Origin of the sequence: Streptomyces sp. NBC_01410, from assembly GCF_045040195.1 — a bacterium.
Classification (GTDB): domain Bacteria; phylum Actinomycetota; class Actinomycetes; order Streptomycetales; family Streptomycetaceae; genus Streptomyces.
Genome location: NZ_CP109530.1, coordinates 2,473,042 through 2,491,827, shown reverse-complemented (window position 1 = coordinate 2,491,827; position 18,786 = coordinate 2,473,042). Strand labels below are relative to the sequence as shown.

Sequence of the window (18,786 nt, the reverse complement as noted above, 5' to 3'; positions counted from 1 at the left end):
GAGGACAGCCTTCCGCGCGTGTCGCTGCCCACGCTGGAGGCGAGCTGCGAGAGGTTCCTCGCCTGGAGCGCGCCGTTGCTGACCGCCGACGAGCGGGCGGCGACGGAGGCGGAGGTGGCCGCCTTCCTCAGGCCCGACGGCCCCGGCCGGGTGCTGCACGCGGCGCTTGAGGCGTACGACGCCACTGAGGGCGTGCACAGCTGGCTCGACACCTTCTGGCCGTACCGCTACCTGGGCCGCCGGGACCGGATCGCGCTCAACGCCAACTTCTTCTTCCTGTTCAAGGACACCGGCGAGGCGCAGCTGGAACGGGCGGCCGGGCTCGTCGCCGGGGCGCTCAACTACAAGCGGCAGCTCGACCAGGGGCTCATCCCGCCGGTGGTCCAGCGCGGCGTGCCCCAGTCGATGGTGCAGAACAAGTTCCTGTTCTCCACCACCCGTATCCCCGGCGCCGAGCTGGACACCGTACGCGCCCCCTACACCGAGGCATGGCCGGGCCCGTCCGACGCACGGCACATCGTGGTGTTCTTCCGGGGCGGCATGTTCCGGCTGGACGTGCTCGGCGAGGACGGTGTCCCGCACAGCCTGGACGACATCGAGGCGGGCCTGAGTGCCGTCATGAAGGCCGGCGCGGAACCGGCGGACGTGCCGGTGGGCCACCTCACCACGATGGCCCGCGCGGAGTGGGCGGCCGCCCGGCAGTCCCTGATGGCCTCCCACCCCCGCAACGCCGAGGCACTCGACGACATCGAGACCGCGCTGTTCTGCGTCTGCCTGGAGGACTTCGCACCGGCGGACACCCAGGAAACCTGCGACGAGCTGCTGTACGGCGACCGCGGCAACCGGTGGTTCGACAAGGCGGTGTCGTTCGTCGTCTTCTCCGACGGCCGGGCGGGCATCAACATCGAGCACTGCGAGCTGGACGGGACGACCATCCTCAGCTTCACCGACGCCCTGCTCAGCTCCCCGCCCGAGGAACACTCCCAGCAGTCCGGGGCCCGCTCCCAGGGGCTGCCCGCGCTGGAGCCTCTCGTGTTCGAGCTGGACGACACCCTGCGGGCCCAGGCGCGCTCGGCCGCCGAAGCGTTCGCCGCGTACGGGCAGGCCACTGCGACCGCGACCGTGTCGTTCGACGACTTCGGCGCCACAACGGCCAAGGCGCTGGGGGTCTCGCCCGACGCGTTCGTCCAGGTCGCCTACCAGCTGGCCCACCAGCGGGCCAAGGGCCACTTGGGCGCGACGTACGAGTCGATCGCCACCCGCCAGTACCGGCACGGGCGTACCGAGGCGATGCGGGTCGTCACCCCGGAGATGGTCGCTTTCGCCGCGACGATGGAGAACCCCTCGGCGGACTCGGCCACCCGCCGCGCCGCCTTCCAGGCCGCCGCCCAGGCCCATGTGACCCGCGCGAAGGAATGCCAGGCCGTTCAGGTGCCCGAACAGCACCTGTGGGAACTGGAACTGATCCAGCGCCGCCGCGGCACGGAGCTCGGAGTGACCGAGCAGCCCGCGCTGTACCGGACACCGGGCTGGCTGACGATGCGCGACGACTACCTGAGCACGAGCTCGGCTCCGTCCCACAACATCCAGTACTTCGGCTTCGGCTCGACGAGCCTCCAGTGCATCGGCGTCGCGTACGTCCTGCTGCCGGAGCGCTTCAACGTCTACCTGAGCACGCCGCGGCCGGTGGCCGACCAGATGGACACGTTCGCGGACAGGCTCCGGGAGGCGGTGGCGGAACTGAGGGAACTGCTGGCGCCGGAGCAGTAGGCGTACGCGGAGCGACTGAGGCCCCGTCACTCGGTGGAGAGTGACGGGGGCTTTTGGCCGACCGCCAACGACTCTGGGCCACCAGACTGCCCGTAACCGGCGCCGCAAGCCGAAACGGCCCACCGGACCGACGGACCGTCATGAATGCCCGTCCCGCTTCGAGGAAGGTTCGCCCGCCGCGGGACCTGATACATGCCTGCCCAAGAACCGTCCGTCGAAAGACCCTTCTTGCGCTCCCGCGGCGCGGCGTCCCGAGTGTCAGATGCGAAGGAGTTGCCCTCCGTCGAGAACGAACAAGTGGCCGCACACGAAATCACTGAGGACGAGATAGGCGATCGCTTCCGCCACTTCATCCACACTTCCCAGTCGGCCGACCGGAGTTGTCTGGACGGCCCAGTCGACCACCGCAGATCCGGCCGCACGCGTCATATCCGTATCGATATTTCCCGGGGCCACCGCGTTGACCAGCACGCCCTTCCCGCCCAGTTCGGCTGCCATGGCGGTCGTCACCGCATTAACTCCTGCTTTTGCCGCGGTGTAGCCGAGGACGGCGGCCCCACCGTTGAATGAGTACGTTGAGGTGAGGTTGACGATACGACCCCATCCTCGCTCGACCATGGCTGGGGCAAAGGCACGAATCCCATGAATTACCGACAGCAGATTGACATCGACAGTACGCCGGATGTCCTCGTCGCTCTGGCTTGACCAGTCGCTGGGGCGGGAGATTGCACCGGCGTTGTTGATGAGGATGCTGACCGGACCCAACTTCTCTTCGATCTCGATGCGCGCCTTCCTCACCTCATCAGGTACGGCGGCATCGCACTGGACCGCGCGCGCTCTGCGACCGAGCGCCTCGATCTCTCCCGCCACCTCCGCAGCCGCCGCGGCGTTTTCGTAGTAGGTGATGGCGACATCAGCGCCTTCTGCGGCAAGGCGCTTCGCCGTCGCACGACCAATTCCACGCGCCCCTCCGGTAACGACGGCGATCTTGCCCAACAATTTCATCTGCACTCCTCAGAAATCAAAACGAAATGGGCAGCACAAGTGGCCCGATTCCGAAAGGGTGATCAGTCGACTGACCTACTCTGCGAAGGATTCGTCGGCGAGATTGAATGCCGGCCCGCAGATGATGAGGATTTTGGCGCTCTCACCGACGAGCTCGACCCAGCTGCCTGGGGGCACCAGAACTCCGCTCAGCGGGCCGGCCTCCCGCTCGACGCCGTCCGCATTGACGCGAAGTTTGCCACTGATCACGAAATACAGTTTCGCACTCCGGTGATTCACTCGATTCGAGTGAAGGCCGTCAAGTTCCGCGGTGACCAGACTGACCTGCCTGCTGTCGGACTCCGAGAAGTACTCGAACACGGTCATCGCCTCATCCACGGGAATATCCCTGGCATCGGCCGCATTTACGATCCTGACGTCCATGCTCATTACCACCCCTTCTTGAGTAATCGAACCTTTGACTTGTCAGAGCGAACTCGACCTCAAGAGGGAGTCTATCTGCTCCGCGAGTTCCGCGACCGTAAATGGCTTCAGTTCCACCACGGATTCTTTCCCCAAGGGATCGTTGGTCAATACTTCACAGTCAGGTCCCAGGGCCGCCGTCTGCAGCACTAGCGTCGCAGCAAGATCTTCACGAGGGACGGTGATACGATGGAACACATTGCCTCGGAGCCAGTAGCTGGCACCGGACCCTAATGTTCCGGCAAATGTCGAGCGTATCTTCACGCGGTCCACGAACTGTGTGCCGAACCTGCTCGAACCGAGGCTGCGCGAATACCGATGGCGCTCCAGTTGCGGACCGCCGGAGTGGTCGGATGCCAGCTCGAAGAACTCCATTTGCATCTCACCGGCGAGGACGATGGAGCTGAACATCCATCGGTGATTGTGGATGTGCTCGCTGTGCGGTTCCCGATGTGGCCGCCACAGATGCAGCCGCAGCTTGTATTCCCCGCCCGCGCCCGTTGCCAGTACTATCTTGTTAAAGCCGTTGTTGTGCATGTAGGACGCGGCGGCGACTTCCGCGAGATAGGAACCGTCACGCAGGACCGATGCCAGTAGAGAATGAATCCCATCGGGCACAGCGATTTCACGGATGAGGCGGTGCGCTTCCCGGCCGGCATCGGGAGCCGAACCATCGAACGAAGCATTCAAGTGATCACGTAATTTCCTCATTGTCTTCATGGGAGAACTCCGGCGTAGATGGGCCGTGCGGCATTGGATTTGTTCCTGTTCCGGCAGGTTTGACGCATCGAGCGGAGACGACAAGAATGCTGCCGACTCCCGGAAGCAGGCGGGCCATTGATCTCGACTGCAGTCGGTGGCCAGATTTCCTTCGCCAGACCACAAAATTGGACTTCAGCTCTATCACATCAAATCCTGTCTTGCAGAGGACCGAACGTAGAGAATGCGACGTGAAGGGCCGAATGTGGAGCCACAGATACCGATGCAGAGGATTAACATGGCGCGGGGACCTGCCGGCGACGAAGCAAATCCGATCCTGCAGTGCCGCCAGGTTCGGAGTGGTTATGATGAGGGCCCCGTTCGGGACAAGAACACGGTGGCAGTCCTCCAATAAACGCCTCGTGTCATAGATGTGCTCGATCAACTCGCCCATAACCACGGCGGCGATCGACGCATCCCGGAAAGGCAACCCCTCCGCGACATCGGAGCACACGCGAATTCGTCCGCCGGACTCGGCGGAACCCAGCGCTGACGGATCGATGTCCACGTAGATCACCGGGCGTGACCCCAACAGCTTCATGAGACGGTTGCCCGCCACGATGCGCCCGCCCCCGGCTCCCAGCTCGACCACCGGTCCATGCGGCGCGGCTGTGGCACTGCTCATCAGGGCCGACCCGAGCTGCCGACGGGCGATCATCACACGCACCGCGTGATAACGCTTGGCGAAGTAGCCGCGCACCTCGCCACCACCCTCGTAGAGGAACATATTGGCTGTGCGCCCGTCCCGCTCTGCGCTCGCGCTTATCCGTGCGTCACGGTTGATCGTCATGGGCGGCTCCCTGGGATGCAATCGATTCCTGGATCTCTCGCAACTCTTCGAGTTCGGGCCAATTCGCGGACTCGGGATCCTCCGCGAGGCGGTCCAGAATAACTGTCAACTCCCCCATGCACTCGCGCATGACAAGTGCGTACTGCTCCCTGGATATATCTCGATATTGCCAGAGTTCCACGAGGGTGAACAGATTGAGCCGCCAGCATTCGCGGTCCGTCTCGGTACCCACAAGGTAAATGAGTCGCCGAACCGTGCGTTGGCAACTCTCGAACCCCTGGTCGATCTCCGGCCGGAACGCATCGGTCGCCTGATCGCCGAAGAAGGTGAGCGTATAACCAATGTTTACTTCATTCTCAGCCAGACTACGGCCACGGATCCGATTTTCCCGTAACCGCTCGACATATTTCCTCAATGGTTGCACGGTGCCGCCGAAGGCTAGCCCGAGAATGATTCCTCGCTGGATCCAGAGATCCTGCTCCTGCTCTAGCTTCTCTTTCAAGAATTCTGTGATGCGCTTCGATCTGAGATTGCCAAGATAGTACGCCAACTGCTGGCGGGCGACTCGGGAACGCGCATTATCGTCGGGGTCGTTGCCACAGCTTCCGGCACTGTTGTTGATGAATGCCTCGAAGCAGACGTCACATACTTGCGACAGAACCCGGCTGTTCTTGTTGACACGTTCCAGATATTCTTTGACGAACTCCGACACCTCCGCCGATATCAACTTCCGGAAATCGAAAGTCGTGGCCCAGGCATCTGTACTCATGCAATTGAAGAGGTGGCGCGCGACAAAGTATTCCTGGAATGACTTGTGAGTGAATCGCACAACGGTTGGCTCGAGCGATTGGAACTGCTCACTTTCGACACCGAGCAAGGTACGGAAAATGAGATCCTGTACGATGCTGTGCGCATCCCCGGAAGCGACTTCCAATCGATTGGTGATGAGGTCGGAGAGTTCACGCAGCGTGAATATGTCCGCGCCGTCGTCCCCTGTCCCGCCTTCGTCGTAGAAGTGCCAGGCAATGTCTGTGAGGAGGTCAAGCTTCTGATTGACTTCTAGAACGCTGCCGATTTTTGCGGATTCGATTTGCAGGAGTTGACCGACATAGGCGTGGTACAAACCCAGGGTGTCGCTTATGGCAGGAATTCGATCTCCGCCTTTGAACATCAACTCAAGTGCCATATTGACACGAAGAGGAGCGTGGCACAGATCGCGCACCGGCCTGGACTCTAGGCGGAGCTGAACGTTTTGTGCCTCCCACGTGTCATATTCCGGGAAACAGTAGTCGACATATCCGCCTACATAGTCACGCCGCTCGGCGTCACCCCACTCCGCCAATTCGAACCTTTCCATGCTGTCCGCGAAAGGGGAGTGTGCAAGGAATCTACCGAAGTACTGCGTGCGGCAGCACACAAGACTGGCGTAGGTGAAGATAAATTTGTTCAGCTCGCTGAGCACATGTGAGTAAGTGAGCTTGGAAAGATACTCATCGAGAGAGTCGAGTATGAGAACCGGTCGTATCGGCATGCCCTCACGTTCGGCAACGCCGAGCCAGGACACGGGTCCACATCCGTCGACCAGATTGTCCAGATATCGGCTCAACCAATCCGCCGATCCGAAGTCCCGGTCGACGGGACGTGTGCCGACTGCCCTGAGATCGATGCGTACGGGCAGAACGTTGAATTCATCCGTCGACCAGTTCCGGAGGAGTTCCACGTACAGGCAGTAAGTCAGGGTGGTCTTTCCCATGCCAGGATCGGAGAGCAGCAGGACCCCACGTCTTCGGTACTCACCGTGCGCCGGGGGACCGATGATGCGGCTGCTGATCTCATTGAGGATCGGGACCCGTTTGGTGCCTTTGTCGGCTGCGCGCCAGGGAGCGGCCACGAGTAGCCCCGGTCGCGTGAGAAGGTCACCGACCGTGATTCGCGAGGAGCCGGGCACGCCCCGGGAGAGCAGCCTGCTTTGCTCCTGTTGCATCCGGGCCCAAAGCGTCTCGCGCGTCGTGATCGAACCGAAGGACAACGCCCCTGCCTCGACCCTGGCTCCGACCGTGTCCGCAGGCTCGGAATGCCGCGCCAGTCCCGGAAATTCGGACAGCACCGTCCGCGTCGGGATGGCCCTGCCGCCGAGATCGCTGCCGCGGTCACGGGTCGCCACCGTGATGCCGCATACGGCACCGGTCCGGAGATTGAGGATTCCCGCGCCACTCATGCCGGGTCGCACCTGGCCGGCTTTCAGCTTCAGCAGCGGCAGGTGAACGCCGGTCACGCCTTCGTACTCGGTAGTGAGTGAGTCGCCCTCTCCGTAGAGGTCGGTATAGCCGTAGGCGTACAAGAGGTCGCCCAGTTCGATCTCGTGGTGGAGCTCGATCACCGGATGGCTCCTCAGCGAGGTGACGCTGAGGAGAGCGAGGTCGGGATAAGGGCGATCCCGGAAGCTCACGACCTGCCCGGTGTATTCCTTGTACTGCCAGACGATCGTGATGCTCTCTCCGCTGGTGACCGCGCGTTCGACCACATGCGCACAGGTGAGGACCAGCCCAGGGCCGACGAAGGAACCGGTGCCGAAACCCTGCACCCCGGTGAGGACTTTGACCGTGGACACACGGAGCTGGGCATCATCCATAACAGCTAGTTCCGTTCGCCCGGATCCGGCGATAACGACGTCGGCGACGGAGTAGGCAGTGACGGCGGATCTTCATGAGTGGCAGGCTTGTCGTTCCGCCATTCAAGCGTCAGCTTGAGATTGGCTTTGCCAGTTCCTTTCACCAGCATCGCAGTGAGCCCACCTGGCTCGATTCCCACCTCGAATCCCAGCTCAACCGTAGCGGCGTCGGGCCCCACAGTTCTCAGGACCTCTCCGAGCTCACTCGCCACGCTGGAGATCCTTTGCGTCAGGTCGCTGAAATCGAACACCCGGCTCGCAACAAGCTCCTCGCCGGTCTCGACTTCGACCTGCAGGACGGAACCGTCTCGGAGAACCACTGGGACAAAATCTGATCGATCGCGCATCGACCCTCACAAACGGTCAGCCAGTATTCCTGCAGGGCACTTTCCCACCAAGGGCTGCCCCTTCGGGCCGGAACCGGCAACTTCTCTTGTAGAGCTCGAAGCACGATCGCCAGCGGCGATGCTTCGCGTGCGCCCCAGGGAGGTCTCAACAAGACCTCGCAGGAGTGCTAGCATGGAAGCTTTATGACGGTCCGTCAGTTGTTCGGCGGACTGTTTTCTCTTTTCGTTTTCGGGGCGGTGGATATTGGCGTGCCACGGTCCCCTGGCAATGCTGGCGTGGTGAAAGCCGCGTACGCAGACGAAACGGCCGTCGGCTGTGTCCTCCCTTGACGGGACGACACAGCCGACGGCCGACAGACAGCCCGGGCGAGCGGAACCCCGCTGCGACCCGACGCGATCCTAGATGTCGAAGTACAGCTCGAACTCGTGCGGGTGCGGCCGCAGCTGGATCGGGGCGATTTCGCTCGTCCGCTTGTAGTCGATCCACGTCTCGATCAGGTCGGACGTGAAGACACCGCCCGCCTGCAGGTACTCGTTGTCCGCCTCCAGCGCCTCGAGCACCGCCGGGAGGGAGGTCGGGACCTGCGGGACGCTCGCGTGCTCGTCGGGCGCGAGCTCGTAGAGGTCCTTGTCGATCGGCTCCGCCGGCTCGATCTTGTTCTTGACGCCGTCGAGGCCCGCCAGCAGCAGCGCCGAGAACGCCAGGTACGGGTTCGAGGACGGGTCCGGGGCGCGGAACTCGACGCGCTTGGCCTTCGGGTTCGAGCCCGTGATCGGGATACGCATCGCAGCCGAGCGGTTGCGCTGCGAGTAGACCAGGTTGACCGGGGCCTCGAAGCCGGGGACCAGACGGTGGTAGGAGTTCACCGTCGGGTTCGTGAAGGCCAGCAGCGACGGGGCGTGCTTGAGGATGCCGCCGATGTAGTAGCGGGCGGTGTCCGACAGGCCCGCGTAGCCCTGCTCGTCGTAGAACAGCGGGACGCCGCCCTGCCACAGCGACTGGTGGACGTGCATGCCCGAGCCGTTGTCGCCGAAGATCGGCTTCGGCATGAAGGTCGCGGTCTTGCCGTTGCGCCAGGCGACGTTCTTCACGATGTACTTGAAGAGCATCAGGTCGTCGGCCGCGGCGAGCAGCGTGTTGAACTTGTAGTTGATCTCGGCCTGGCCGGCGGTGCCCACCTCGTGGTGCTGGCGCTCGACCTGGAGGCCGGACGCCTCCAGCTCCAGGGAGATCTCGGCGCGCAGGTCGGCGAAGTGGTCGACCGGCGGGGCCGGGAAGTAGCCGCCCTTGTAGCGGACCTTGTAGCCGCGGTTGTCCTCCAGCGCACCGGTGTTCCAGGCGCCTGCCTCGGAGTCGATGTGGTAGAAGCCCTCGTTCGCCGTGGTGGCGAAGCGCACGCTGTCGAAGACGTAGAACTCGGCCTCGGGGCCGAAGTACGCCGTGTCGGCGATGCCGGTGGAGGCGAGGTACGCCTCCGCCTTCTTCGCGATGTTGCGCGGGTCACGGCTGTACTGCTCGCCCGTGATCGGGTCGTGGATGAAGAAGTTGATGTTGAGCGTCTTGTCCTTGCGGAACGGGTCGAGCCGCGCCGTCGACAGGTCCGCGCGCAGCGCCATGTCCGACTCGTGGATCGCCTGGAAGCCGCGGATCGACGAGCCGTCGAAGGCCAGCTCGTCGGACGGGTCGAACGCCGTCGCCGGGATCGTGAAGTGCTGCATCACGCCGGGAAGGTCGCAGAACCGGACGTCGACCATCTTGACGTCGTTGTCCGCGATGAACTTCTTGGCGTCATCGGCGTTCTGGAACATCCAACTCCTCCTACTCCCGACCCGGGACGGGCGGGGTGGTAGCTCGTCGTGCGGCCAGTGCGGTGGCACACGCTGGAACCGACCTTAGGCAGGCCGGATTTCTCAAGCATGACCCATTTGTTTCGCCCAAGTTAACCGGACCGGGGGGCCAGGGTCTCGTCGCGGGGGTTCAGGGTCCTGTCGAGGACCCGGACCGAAGTGATCCAAACCGGGCGCAGTACCGTGGTCCGGTGGACAACAGGCAAGCAATCGGATCGTGGCTGTCCGGGCCGCGCGCGGCCGCCGAGGACATGGGCGCCGACTTCGGCCACCGCGGTATGCGGCTCGGCCTGCCGGAGACCGGACCGGGCTCCATCGCCCCTCTCGGGCGGCGCTTCGGCGCCGTCTTCGTCGACTGGGGGCTGTGCCTCCTGATCGCATACGGACTGTTCGCCAATGGTGACCGGCAGGCCGCCGGGAACTGGGCGCTCGGCATCTTTCTCGCACTGAGCGTGCTCACCATCGGTACGGTCGGCTTCACGCCGGGCAAGCGGCTCCTCGGACTGCGCGTCGTCGCCGAGGACGGCGGACGGCTCGGGGCCGGCCGGGTCCTGGTGCGCAGCGTGCTCCTCTCCCTCGCCATCCCGGCCCTGATCTGGGACCGCGACGGGCGCGGGCTGCACGACCGGCTCGCACGCGCCGTTCAGGTGCGGATCTAGAGCGCAGACGCAGCAGATGCAAAGGGTGGTGGCCCGGGGCTTCGTCCCGGGCCACCACCTTTTGACCTCAGGGGGACGTACTCGGGGCTTCCCGCGTCTCCGCCAGCACGCCGACCTTGTCGATCCGGTGCTCGGGATTGCCCCGGTCGTCCCGCCAGTGGTTCCCGGCCGCGGTGTCCTCCGGCGTCGCGCAGGTGGAGATCGTGATCATCGCTCGGGTGGCGCGCTCCCCGGGGCGGCCGGGAACCGCCGCCCGCTGCTCGGTGAGCGACTGCGGGGAGCGGAAGGAGGTCTCACGGGTCTCGGTGATCTTGTACTCGTAGACCTTGCCGCCCGACGTGATGAGGACCGAGTCACCCTTCTCGACGGCCGGGAGATCGCGCAGCGGCCCGCCGAAGGAGATCCTGTGGGCCGTGACCAGGTGGTTCCCGACCTCCCCGGGCCCGACACCGCCACCGTCCCCGTACGGGCTGGCGGCCACGCCTTCGTTCTGGATCCGCGTACCGGGCCAGTCGTCGGTCGTCCCCTTGTAGGGGACGACCCGCAGATCCTCGAGCCCGATCGACGGAATGCTCATCGTCGAGGTCTGGGTCCGCGTGGAGGTCTTCTTCGGGGTCGGCTCCGGAGGCGTCGGGGCGGGGGCCGGCTCGACGACCTTCACTGCCCGTGTCGAGGGGCTGTCCGTGGCGGCTGCGGTCTCGTCGGCAGCGGCCCCGCTGCTACTGGAGAAACAGCCGGTGAGCACGGCGACGAGCGCACTTGTCAGCGCGGCGGGAACAACTCGGGAAAGGTACATCGCGGTCCGGATCGGTAGCCGGGCAGATCAGGGGCCTTGGCGCCTCGATAACGGCAGCCTCGTTCCAGTACAACAGAAACCGCTCAGATGTTCTCAACGGGTCCGGCTGAGGGGCACGAATGCCGCCCGGGAAAAGGCGGTGGCCCGGGACCAGAGTCCCGGGCCACCGCCTTGTTCCACAGGGATCAGCGCATCTTCCCGCCCCGCGGCATCCGCGTGCCCTTCGGCATCGGACCCTTCGGCAGCGGCATGTTGCTCATCAGGTCGCCCATCGCACGCAGGCGGTCGTTCGCCACCGTGACCTGCGGGCCGGTGAGCACGCGCGGCAGCTTCAGCATGGTGGTGCGCACCTTCTTCAGCGGCACCTGGCCCTCGCCGTCGCCCACGATGATGTCGTGCACCGGCACGTCCACCACGATGCGCGCCATCTTCTTCTTCTCGGCCGCCAGCAGCGTCTTCAGCCGGTTCGGGTTGCCCTCGGCCACCAGCACGATGCCGGCCTTGCCGACTGCCCGGTGCACGACGTCCTGGCTGCGGTTCATCGCAACCGCGGGAGTCGTCGTCCAGCCGCGCCCTACGTTCTGCAGCACCGCGGCCGCCGCGCCGGGCTGGCCCTCCATCTGTCCGAAGGCCGCCCGCTCGGCGCGGCGTCCGAAGACGATCGCCATCGCGAGGAAGCCCAGCAGGAATCCGAGGATGCCCAGATACACGGGGTGGTCGATCAAGAAACCGATCGCGAGGAAGACACCGAAGGTGACGATTCCCACAGCCGCGACGACAAGACCGACCTTCGGGTCGGCCTTCCGGGTCATCTTGTACGTCAGGGCGATCTGCTTCAGTCGCCCGGGGTTCGCAGCAGCGTCAGCGCTGTCTGTGTTTGCCTTCCTCGCCATGACTGGAAGTTTACGTGGCCTAGGAAGTGCGTCCCGCCACGGCCTCCAGTACATGCTGTGCATCGACCCGGTCCTTGGCCCTGCGCCGGTCTTCGAGGACGGCGGTCCATGCGTTCCTGCGGGCGGTGCGCTGCCCGCTGCGAAGAAGCAGCGACTCCATGGCGCGCAGAGCATCGGTGACGGACGGGAGGGCGTTTGCGCGTACGGGTCGAACCGGCGCGGCCTGCATGGTGGAGGTCCCCCTCGGGGTGAGGATCGACGTGGTGCGGACGGTGCGGGGGGTACGGGGTGAAAACGGGGAGGCGGTGCGTGCGGGGTGACGCGGCGTGGTGCGTGCTGTGCGTAGAGCCAGCGTCACTGATTGGTGTTACCAGGGCGTGACCCCGGGGTCAAACACCGATGAAACGTTTACGCCCGTGCCGGAAAGACTGACGCGGCCCGTACGCCGCCCCGACCTGCGGGGGGAGTACGGGCCGCGCCCAACTCGCCATTACTCGGCGGTAGTTGCTTGTGCCTGAATTCACACAGTCTGCGACGTCGCCACCTCGGCGCCGCGCCGCTCCATCGCCTGCTGGAACAGCCGCCCCGCGCGGTACGAGGAACGCACCAGCGGGCCCGACATCACACCGGAGAAGCCGATCTCCTCGGCCTCCTCCTTCAGCTCCACGAACTCGTGCGGCTTCACCCAGCGCTCGACCGGGTGGTGGCGCACGGAAGGACGCAGATACTGCGTGATCGTGATGAGCTCGCAACCCGCCTCGTGCAGGTGCCGCAGCGCCTCGCTGACCTCCTCGCGCTCCTCGCCCATGCCCAGGATGAGGTTCGACTTGGTGACCAGACCCGCCTCGCGGGCGCGCGTGATGACCTCGAGGGAGCGCTCGTAACGGAAACCGGGGCGGATCCGCTTGAAGATCCGCGGCACGGTCTCGACATTGTGCGCGAGCACCTCGGGGCGGGCGGAGAAGACCTCGGCCAGCTGCTCGGGCACCGCGTTGAAGTCGGGGATGAGGAGCTCGACCTTGGTACGGCCGGCCTCGCGCTGCGCGGTCATCGAGTGGATCTGGCGCACGGTCTCCGCGTACAGCCAGGCGCCGCCGTCCTCCAGGTCGTCGCGCGCGACGCCCGTGATGGTGGCGTAGTTCAGGTCCATCGTGACGACGGACTCGCCCACCCGGCGCGGCTCGTCACGGTCCAGCTCCTGCGGCTTGCCCGTGTCGATCTGGCAGAAGTCGCAGCGCCGGGTGCACTGGTCGCCACCGATGAGGAAGGTCGCCTCGCGGTCTTCCCAGCATTCGTAGATGTTCGGACAGCCGGCTTCCTGGCACACGGTGTGCAGACCCTCGCTCTTCACCAGCTTCTGCATCTGCGTGTACTCGGGGCCCATCTTCGCCCGGGTCTTGATCCACTCGGGCTTGCGCTCGATGGGGGTCTGGCTGTTGCGGACCTCCAGGCGCAGCATCTTGCGTCCGTCGGGTGCGACTGCGGACACGACCGGCTCCCTACAGCTTCGATTCTTCGGCGAACACCAGGGTACGCCCGTAATTCGTACGGCTTTACGTCTGGCCAACCTGCGGCCGGACGGCCGCATTCCTCAGACGGTCGCCTTCTCCGCCTCGCGCGGCTGCTCCACCTCGCGCTCGATCACCCGCGGCTTGAGGTCCGCGTGCTCCAGTACCTCGCGCAGCTGCCTCTCCAGTACGGGGAGCACCTCCGCGATCGTGATGTCGCGGCCCAGCTCGTTCGCCAGTGAAGCCACGCCCGCGTCCCGGATCCCGCACGGCACGATCCGGTCGAACCAGGTGTTGTCCGGGTTCACATTGAGCGCGAAGCCGTGCATCGAGACGCCCTTGGCGATACGGATGCCGATCGCCGCGAGCTTGCGGTCCTCGCGGCGCTGGCCCGCGTTGGACGGCGCGTACTCCGGGCCGTTCAGCCGCGGGTCGAACTCGTCGTCCTGGAGCCGTGGGTCGAAGTCGAGCGAGAGACCGCCGATCGCCGGGCGCTGTTCCACCGGGTCGCCCAGCACCCAGACGCCGCTGCGGCCCTCGACCCGGCTGGTCTCGATGCCGAACTCCGCGCAGGTCAGGATGAGGGCGTCCTCCAGTCTGCGGACGTGCGCGACGACATCCACCGGACGCGGCAGCTTGAGAATCGGGTAGCCCACCAGCTGGCCGGGGCCGTGCCAGGTGATCTTGCCGCCGCGGTCGACGTCGACGACGGGAGTGCCGTCGAGGGGGCGCTCGCTGTCCTGCGTACGCCGCCCCGCCGTATACACCGGCGGATGCTCGAGCAGCAGACAGGTGTCCTCGATCTCGTCGGCGAAGCGGGCGGCGTGGACCTCGCGCTGCTTCTGCCACGCCTCCCGGTACTCGACGGCTTCGTCGCCGAACCCCAGATGGACGAACCGGAGCTCACTCACGGCTGTGCCTCCCTAGAACCTTCAGCGTGCACTCATCACGCCCCAGCCACTGTACGGCGGGCCTCGGGAAAGCGGCCGGGCAGGGATGTTCGCCGGATGTCCGTCAGTGGCGACCTCAATCCTCACACGATCGGATGAATGTGAAGCGAAGGTGGCGGTGTGGGTGGGAAGTGCCGCTAAATTCGCGCCGTTCCATGAGGGCTGCTCCCCGGCCCGGAAGGCAGGAGACCGCACAGCTGATGACGGAACGACCCCCACAGCGCATCCCCAACCGACAGCTCGCCGCGCTCATCGCAGAAGCCGGATTCTCCAACGCAGGACTCGCCCGCCGGGTGGACCAGCTCGGCCTCGAGCACGGACTCGATCTGCGCTACGACAAGACGTCCGTCACCCGCTGGCTGCGCGGACAGCAGCCGCGCGGTACGACGCCCGCGCTGATCGCCGAGGTCTTCACACGGCGGCTCGGCCGCCGGCTGTCGGCGCAGGACCTCGGCCTCGACGCCTGCGCCCCCGTCTACGCCGGTCTGGAGTTCGCGGCCACCCCCGAAGAGGCCGTCGACATCGTCAGCGGGCTGTGGCGCAAGGACTCCGGCAGCCATGTGGAGCTGCGCAAGATCGCTTTCACCCCGGCCGGTCTGGTGGTGCCGAGCCGGGACTGGCTGATCGGCCGGGCCGACGAGCGTGTGAGCCGGGGAGAAGCCGTACAGAACGGCACGATCCGTGTCCCCCAGCAGGGCCGCGCCTCCGTCCCCCGCCAGCGCGGCACCGAACGGGGGCCCGGCCAGAAAGTCTCCGGCGGCGACATCGCGGCGCTGCGTTCGGTCGGCGAGCTCTTCCGCAGCCTCGACAACGCATACGGCGGCGGGCACGCCCGGCAGGCCCTCGTGCGCTATCTGGAGCACGAGGCCGAGCCGATGCTGCGCGGCACATACGGGGAGGTGACCGGTCGGCGGCTGTTCGCCGCGGCCGCGGATCTGACGCGGCTGGCTGGCTGGACCTCGTACGACATCGCGGCGCACGGGCTCGCCCAGCGCTACTTCGTCCAGGCGCTGCGGCTCGCCCAGGCCGCGGGCGACCGGGCGTACGGCTCGTATGTGCTGGTCACGATGAGCCGCCAGGCGGTCTACCTCGGGCACGGGCGCGAGGCGGTCCAGCTGACCCGCGTCGCCCAGCAGGGCGTGGGCTCCTCGGCGCCGCCGGTCGTGCAGGCGCTGCTGCACGCCGTCGAGGCGCGCGGGCACGGGGTGCTCGGCGAGGTGCGGGCGTGCACCGCCGCGCTGGTGCGGGCCGAGCGGGCACTGGAGACGGCGCGGCCGGGGGACGATGTGCCGCACTGGGCGCGCTTCTTCGACGAGGCCCAGCTCGCGGACGAGTTCGGGCACTGCCACCGGGATCTGCAGCAGTACCGCTCGGCGGTGCAGCACGCGGAACGCTCGCTGCAACTGCGCGCGCCGGCGTACGCGCGCAGCCGCCTCTTCTGCCGGGTGGTGCTCGCGTCAGCCCGGCTCGGGCTGGGCGAGCTGGACCAGGCGTGCGCGCTGGGCGCGGAGGCGGCGTTGCAGGCGTCGGAGATGCGGTCGGCGCGGGCGGTGGAGTACGTGCGGGACTTCGAGCGGCGGCTGGAGCCGTACCGGGACGCGGCGGCGGTGCGGAACTATCGGGACCGGGTCGCTGCGCTGGGCTAGGGCGGGGGGTGTTCCTTGACCCGCCCTCCCCCAGACTCCGTCCGGGGGGACCCCCAGCCTCCCCGTATGCGACCTTGGGCCGCATGTCCTCAAACGCCGGACGGGCTGAATTTCCGCCGGCGTTTGAGGCGCGGGGGTTCGGGGGCGGAGCCCCAGAGAGGGTGCGCTAGGCGGCCGTCGAGAGCGCGGCCGCCTCCTGGCGGGGGGACTGGACGCCGAAGTCGCGCAGGATCGCCTCCGCCGCCCTTCTGCCCGAGAACAGCGCCCCCTGCACCGTGCTCGTGTCCCGGTGGTCCCCGCAGACGTACAGGCCCGACAACAGCCGCACCGGGCGGCGCAGGTCGTGGGGTGGGGGCATCGCCGGGACCGCCTCGGGGTCGTGGTGGACCGACAGGAGTTCCCAGTCGTCGGTGGGCGTGCCGTACAGCGTGGCGAGGTGCGCGCGGACCCTGCGGTCCAGATACGGCGGGGGAGTCCCGAGCACCGTCGAGGAGATCAGCACCCGGCCGGCCGGTGCGCGCGAGGGGTCGACCTCGCTCATGACCGCGGTGTGCGAGACGGGCCCGCCGCGGTCCGCGTCCAGGACGAGGGCCGGGTCGGCGAGCGGGGCCCCGGGCGCGGTGTGGTGCAGCACCGTCACCGGGTGGAAGGGCGGCACCCGCAGGCCCGGCAGCAGTTCGGCGGCCGCGCGGGCGCCGGTGGCCAGCAGCAGGGCGCGGCAGCGCAGTTCGCCGTACTCCCGGGTTCTGACCCGGCTGATGGAGGCGTCGCTGACGCGGATGCCCGTGTGGACCGTGCCGGGCGGCAGGGCGGCAGCCAGCTGCCGGGGCAGGACCGCGGCGCCGCCCTCGGGCACGCACATCAGGCCGCGTGCGAAGCCGCGCAGCGCGATATCGGCGCACCGGCTGGACGTGATGAGCGCCGGGTCGCAGAGCAGCGTGGAGAGCAGCGGCCGCAGGAAGCCGTGGACCGTGCGCGCCGGCAGTCCGCGGGCGCAGAGCGAGCCCGCCGTGGCCCGTTCGGGGCGGGCGAGCAGGCGCTCCACCGAGGTGCCCGCGAGGCGGGCCAAGGACGCGCCGAGCCGCGCCTGGTCCAGCGGCCTGGGGGCGCTCGCGAGGGCGCGCGCGACGGTGAATGCTCCCCCTACGCCCCGGAGGGCGTGGGGAGACCCCCATCGCGCGCCCCCCGGTTCGCCGGTGCGGCGGACCACTTCACCGGTGCGCTGCAGCCGTCCCCCGCTGTGCACGAGCACGCCGGGCGAGAAGGGCCGCAGGACGACGTCCCCGAGCCCGCCCGTACGGCGCAGTTCGGGATACGAAGTGTTGAGCAACTGGCCTATGCGGTCGAGCCGGAAACCGTCGAGCTCCTCGGTGGCCATCCGGCCGCCCACCTCGGGGGCGGCCTCCAGAACCCTGACCGAGACGCCTGCGCCGGTCAGTTGATGAGCCGCCGAGAGGCCGGCGATCCCGGCCCCGACAATGATGACGTCCGCATGATGAGCGGTGCTGAGCACGTGCCCCTCCCCGAGGTCGGCGCGGCTGGTGGGAGGCTCATGCCCCCAACAGGCCCGAGGAATACCCGAGTTCCGCCCGAGACTAGGCAGGGGTGGCCGAACCGGGAGTCGCGCATGCGGTGGAGCACCGGTGCGCGGGGGCGCACGCCTCCTTCTGGGAGCGCCGCCCGGGCTCCCGCCCCGCGATCGACCCCCGCGATCGCCCCCCGCGCTCCCGCCCCGCGATCGAGCCCCGGACCCGAACCTCAGTCCGACGCGTGCACGGCCGCGCCGATCGCCTCGTCGATGCCGGGGAACGCGAACGAGAAGCCCGACTCCAGCAGCCGCGTCGGCAGCACCCGCGCGCTGGTCAGGATGTCCCCGGTCAGCTCCCCGAGCGCGATCCGCAGTGCCGGGGCCGGGACCGCGAAGACCGTCGGACGGTGCAGTGCGCGGCCCATCGCCGCCGTGACCTCGCGATTGGTGACCGGGTCCGGGGCCGTCAGGTTGAAGGGCCCGGACAGCGACTCCGTATCGAGGAGATGCCGCAGCGCCGCGACCTCGTCGTGCAGCGAGATGAAGCTCCAGTACTGCCTGCCGTTGCCGAGCCGCCCGCCGAGGCCGGCCTTGAACAGCGGGAACATCCGGCCCCAGGCCCCGCCCTCGCGTGCGACCACAAGTCCCGTGCGGGCGATGGCAGTCCGGATGCCCGCCTCCTGCGCCGGAGCCGCCGCCTCTTCCCACTCCACGGCCATGTTTGGCAGAAATCCGTCGCCCGGGGGCGCGCTCTCGTCCACCGCGCGGTCCCCGGTGTCGCCGTAGTAGCCGATCGCGCTGCCGCAGACCAGCACCCGCGGCGGTTCGGCCAGCGAGGCCAGGGCCTCCGCCACGGCGGCCGTTCCGAGCACGCGGCTGTCCCTGATCTTCTTGCGGTACGCGTCGTTCCAGCGGCGCTCGCCGATCCCGGCGCCCGCGAGGTGCACGACGCCCTCGCAGCCGACCAGTCCCGCCGCGTCGACGTACTGCCGCTCCGGATCCCACTCCACCTCGTCCCCGGCCTGCGGTGGGCGGCGCACCAGGCGCACGACCTCGTGCCCGTCCGAGCGCAGCGAGCGTACGAGTGCTGTACCGATGAGCCCGGTGGAGCCGGTGACCGCGATTCGCATGGGCTCATCCTGCCCCGCGGTAGC

Annotated in this window: 17 protein-coding genes; 3 read left to right on the top strand and 14 right to left on the bottom strand. The window is 67.1% G+C overall.

Annotated features, from left to right (window positions below; all coding sequences use genetic code 11):
* The first annotated feature begins 18 nt into the window (after positions 1–18).
* Positions 19–1,770 carry a choline/carnitine O-acyltransferase gene (locus OG741_RS11495; RefSeq protein WP_405596727.1) on the top strand — a complete coding sequence of 584 codons (1,752 nt, stop codon included), beginning with the start codon at positions 19–21 and terminating at the stop codon, positions 1,768–1,770.
* 258 nt (positions 1,771–2,028) lie between these two features.
* Here OG741_RS11495 and OG741_RS11490 read toward each other — a convergent pair whose 3' ends face one another.
* From OG741_RS11490 to glnA, 7 genes are all read right to left on the bottom strand, one after another.
* Positions 2,029–2,775 (bottom strand): SDR family NAD(P)-dependent oxidoreductase, encoded by a 747-nt coding sequence (locus tag OG741_RS11490; protein ID WP_405596725.1) that lies wholly within the window; start codon positions 2,773–2,775, stop codon positions 2,029–2,031.
* A gap of 75 nt (positions 2,776–2,850) precedes the next feature.
* Positions 2,851–3,204, bottom strand: coding sequence for a hypothetical protein (locus OG741_RS11485; RefSeq protein ID WP_405596723.1), 354 nt, complete (start codon positions 3,202–3,204; stop codon positions 2,851–2,853).
* A 36-nt stretch (positions 3,205–3,240) separates the two neighbouring features.
* On the bottom strand, positions 3,241–3,957 hold the full coding sequence (locus OG741_RS11480; RefSeq protein ID WP_405596721.1) for a hypothetical protein: 717 nt from the start codon (positions 3,955–3,957) through the stop codon (positions 3,241–3,243).
* The gene (locus tag OG741_RS11475) at positions 3,932–4,786 is read right to left on the bottom strand and encodes a class I SAM-dependent methyltransferase (RefSeq protein WP_405596720.1); all 855 of its coding nucleotides are present in this window, start codon (positions 4,784–4,786) and stop codon (positions 3,932–3,934) included. The genes OG741_RS11480 and OG741_RS11475 overlap by 26 nt, the downstream gene beginning before the upstream one ends.
* Positions 4,770–7,418 (bottom strand): trypsin-like peptidase domain-containing protein, encoded by a 2,649-nt coding sequence (locus OG741_RS11470; protein ID WP_405596718.1) that lies wholly within the window; start codon positions 7,416–7,418, stop codon positions 4,770–4,772. Before OG741_RS11470 ends, OG741_RS11475 begins: the two co-directional genes overlap by 17 nt.
* A gap of 5 nt (positions 7,419–7,423) precedes the next feature.
* Positions 7,424–7,804, bottom strand: a complete 381-nt coding sequence (locus OG741_RS11465) for a CU044_2847 family protein (RefSeq protein ID WP_405596717.1) — start codon at positions 7,802–7,804, stop codon at positions 7,424–7,426.
* A gap of 399 nt (positions 7,805–8,203) precedes the next feature.
* Positions 8,204–9,613, bottom strand: a complete 1,410-nt coding sequence (gene glnA, locus OG741_RS11460) for a type I glutamate--ammonia ligase (RefSeq protein ID WP_266477200.1) — start codon at positions 9,611–9,613, stop codon at positions 8,204–8,206.
* Positions 9,614–9,843: 230 nt separating this feature from the next.
* On the opposite strand from glnA, the gene OG741_RS11455 reads away from it, so the two are divergent.
* Complete coding sequence (locus OG741_RS11455; protein WP_405596715.1) at positions 9,844–10,311, top strand: RDD family protein; 468 nt, start codon at positions 9,844–9,846, stop codon at positions 10,309–10,311.
* 67 nt (positions 10,312–10,378) lie between these two features.
* Here the strand turns inward: OG741_RS11455 and OG741_RS11450 are convergent, their stop codons facing one another.
* From OG741_RS11450 to lipB, 5 genes are all read right to left on the bottom strand, one after another.
* On the bottom strand, positions 10,379–11,107 hold the full coding sequence (locus OG741_RS11450) for a sortase domain-bontaining protein (RefSeq protein ID WP_405596714.1): 729 nt from the start codon (positions 11,105–11,107) through the stop codon (positions 10,379–10,381).
* A 185-nt stretch (positions 11,108–11,292) separates the two neighbouring features.
* The gene (locus OG741_RS11445; protein ID WP_405596712.1) at positions 11,293–12,000 is read right to left on the bottom strand and encodes a DUF4191 domain-containing protein; all 708 of its coding nucleotides are present in this window, start codon (positions 11,998–12,000) and stop codon (positions 11,293–11,295) included.
* Positions 12,001–12,019: 19 nt separating this feature from the next.
* Positions 12,020–12,229: a hypothetical protein gene (locus OG741_RS11440; protein ID WP_405596711.1), complete on the bottom strand. Its 210-nt coding sequence runs from the start codon at positions 12,227–12,229 to the stop codon at positions 12,020–12,022.
* 291 nt (positions 12,230–12,520) lie between these two features.
* On the bottom strand, positions 12,521–13,489 hold the full coding sequence (gene lipA / locus OG741_RS11435) for a lipoyl synthase (protein WP_405596709.1): 969 nt from the start codon (positions 13,487–13,489) through the stop codon (positions 12,521–12,523).
* 102 nt (positions 13,490–13,591) lie between these two features.
* Positions 13,592–14,419: a lipoyl(octanoyl) transferase LipB gene (gene lipB / locus OG741_RS11430; protein WP_405596707.1), complete on the bottom strand. Its 828-nt coding sequence runs from the start codon at positions 14,417–14,419 to the stop codon at positions 13,592–13,594.
* Positions 14,420–14,658: 239 nt separating this feature from the next.
* On the opposite strand from lipB, the gene OG741_RS11425 reads away from it, so the two are divergent.
* Positions 14,659–16,104: a regulator gene (locus OG741_RS11425; protein ID WP_266477211.1), complete on the top strand. Its 1,446-nt coding sequence runs from the start codon at positions 14,659–14,661 to the stop codon at positions 16,102–16,104.
* Between the two features lie 166 nt (positions 16,105–16,270).
* On the opposite strand, the gene OG741_RS11420 is transcribed toward OG741_RS11425, so the two are convergent.
* Both OG741_RS11420 and OG741_RS11415 read right to left on the bottom strand, forming a co-directional pair.
* Positions 16,271–17,617: an FAD-dependent oxidoreductase gene (locus OG741_RS11420; RefSeq protein ID WP_405596705.1), complete on the bottom strand. Its 1,347-nt coding sequence runs from the start codon at positions 17,615–17,617 to the stop codon at positions 16,271–16,273.
* Positions 17,618–17,862: 245 nt separating this feature from the next.
* On the bottom strand, positions 17,863–18,762 hold the full coding sequence (locus OG741_RS11415) for a TIGR01777 family oxidoreductase (protein WP_405596704.1): 900 nt from the start codon (positions 18,760–18,762) through the stop codon (positions 17,863–17,865).
* Between the last annotated feature and the right edge of the window lie 24 nt (positions 18,763–18,786).

Excerpts from the sequence above, each read along its gene's own strand:
- OG741_RS11465 (WP_405596717.1), bottom strand. The coding sequence starts at position 7,804 with ATGCGCGATCGATCAGATTTTGTCCCAGTGGTTCTCCGAGACGGTTCC.
- OG741_RS11415 (WP_405596704.1), bottom strand. The coding sequence starts at position 18,762 with ATGCGAATCGCGGTCACCGGCTCCACCGGGCTCATCGGTACAGCACTC.
- OG741_RS11490 (WP_405596725.1), bottom strand. The coding sequence starts at position 2,775 with ATGAAATTGTTGGGCAAGATCGCCGTCGTTACCGGAGGGGCGCGTGGA.
- OG741_RS11485 (WP_405596723.1), bottom strand. The coding sequence starts at position 3,204 with ATGAGCATGGACGTCAGGATCGTAAATGCGGCCGATGCCAGGGATATT.
- OG741_RS11475 (WP_405596720.1), bottom strand. The coding sequence starts at position 4,786 with ATGACGATCAACCGTGACGCACGGATAAGCGCGAGCGCAGAGCGGGAC.
- OG741_RS11425 (WP_266477211.1), top strand. The coding sequence starts at position 14,659 with ATGACGGAACGACCCCCACAGCGCATCCCCAACCGACAGCTCGCCGCG.
- OG741_RS11470 (WP_405596718.1), bottom strand. The coding sequence starts at position 7,418 with ATGGATGATGCCCAGCTCCGTGTGTCCACGGTCAAAGTCCTCACCGGG.
- OG741_RS11440 (WP_405596711.1), bottom strand. The coding sequence starts at position 12,229 with ATGCAGGCCGCGCCGGTTCGACCCGTACGCGCAAACGCCCTCCCGTCC.
- OG741_RS11450 (WP_405596714.1), bottom strand. The coding sequence starts at position 11,107 with ATGTACCTTTCCCGAGTTGTTCCCGCCGCGCTGACAAGTGCGCTCGTC.
- OG741_RS11445 (WP_405596712.1), bottom strand. The coding sequence starts at position 12,000 with ATGGCGAGGAAGGCAAACACAGACAGCGCTGACGCTGCTGCGAACCCC.
- glnA (WP_266477200.1), bottom strand. The coding sequence starts at position 9,613 with ATGTTCCAGAACGCCGATGACGCCAAGAAGTTCATCGCGGACAACGAC.
- OG741_RS11480 (WP_405596721.1), bottom strand. The coding sequence starts at position 3,957 with ATGAAGACAATGAGGAAATTACGTGATCACTTGAATGCTTCGTTCGAT.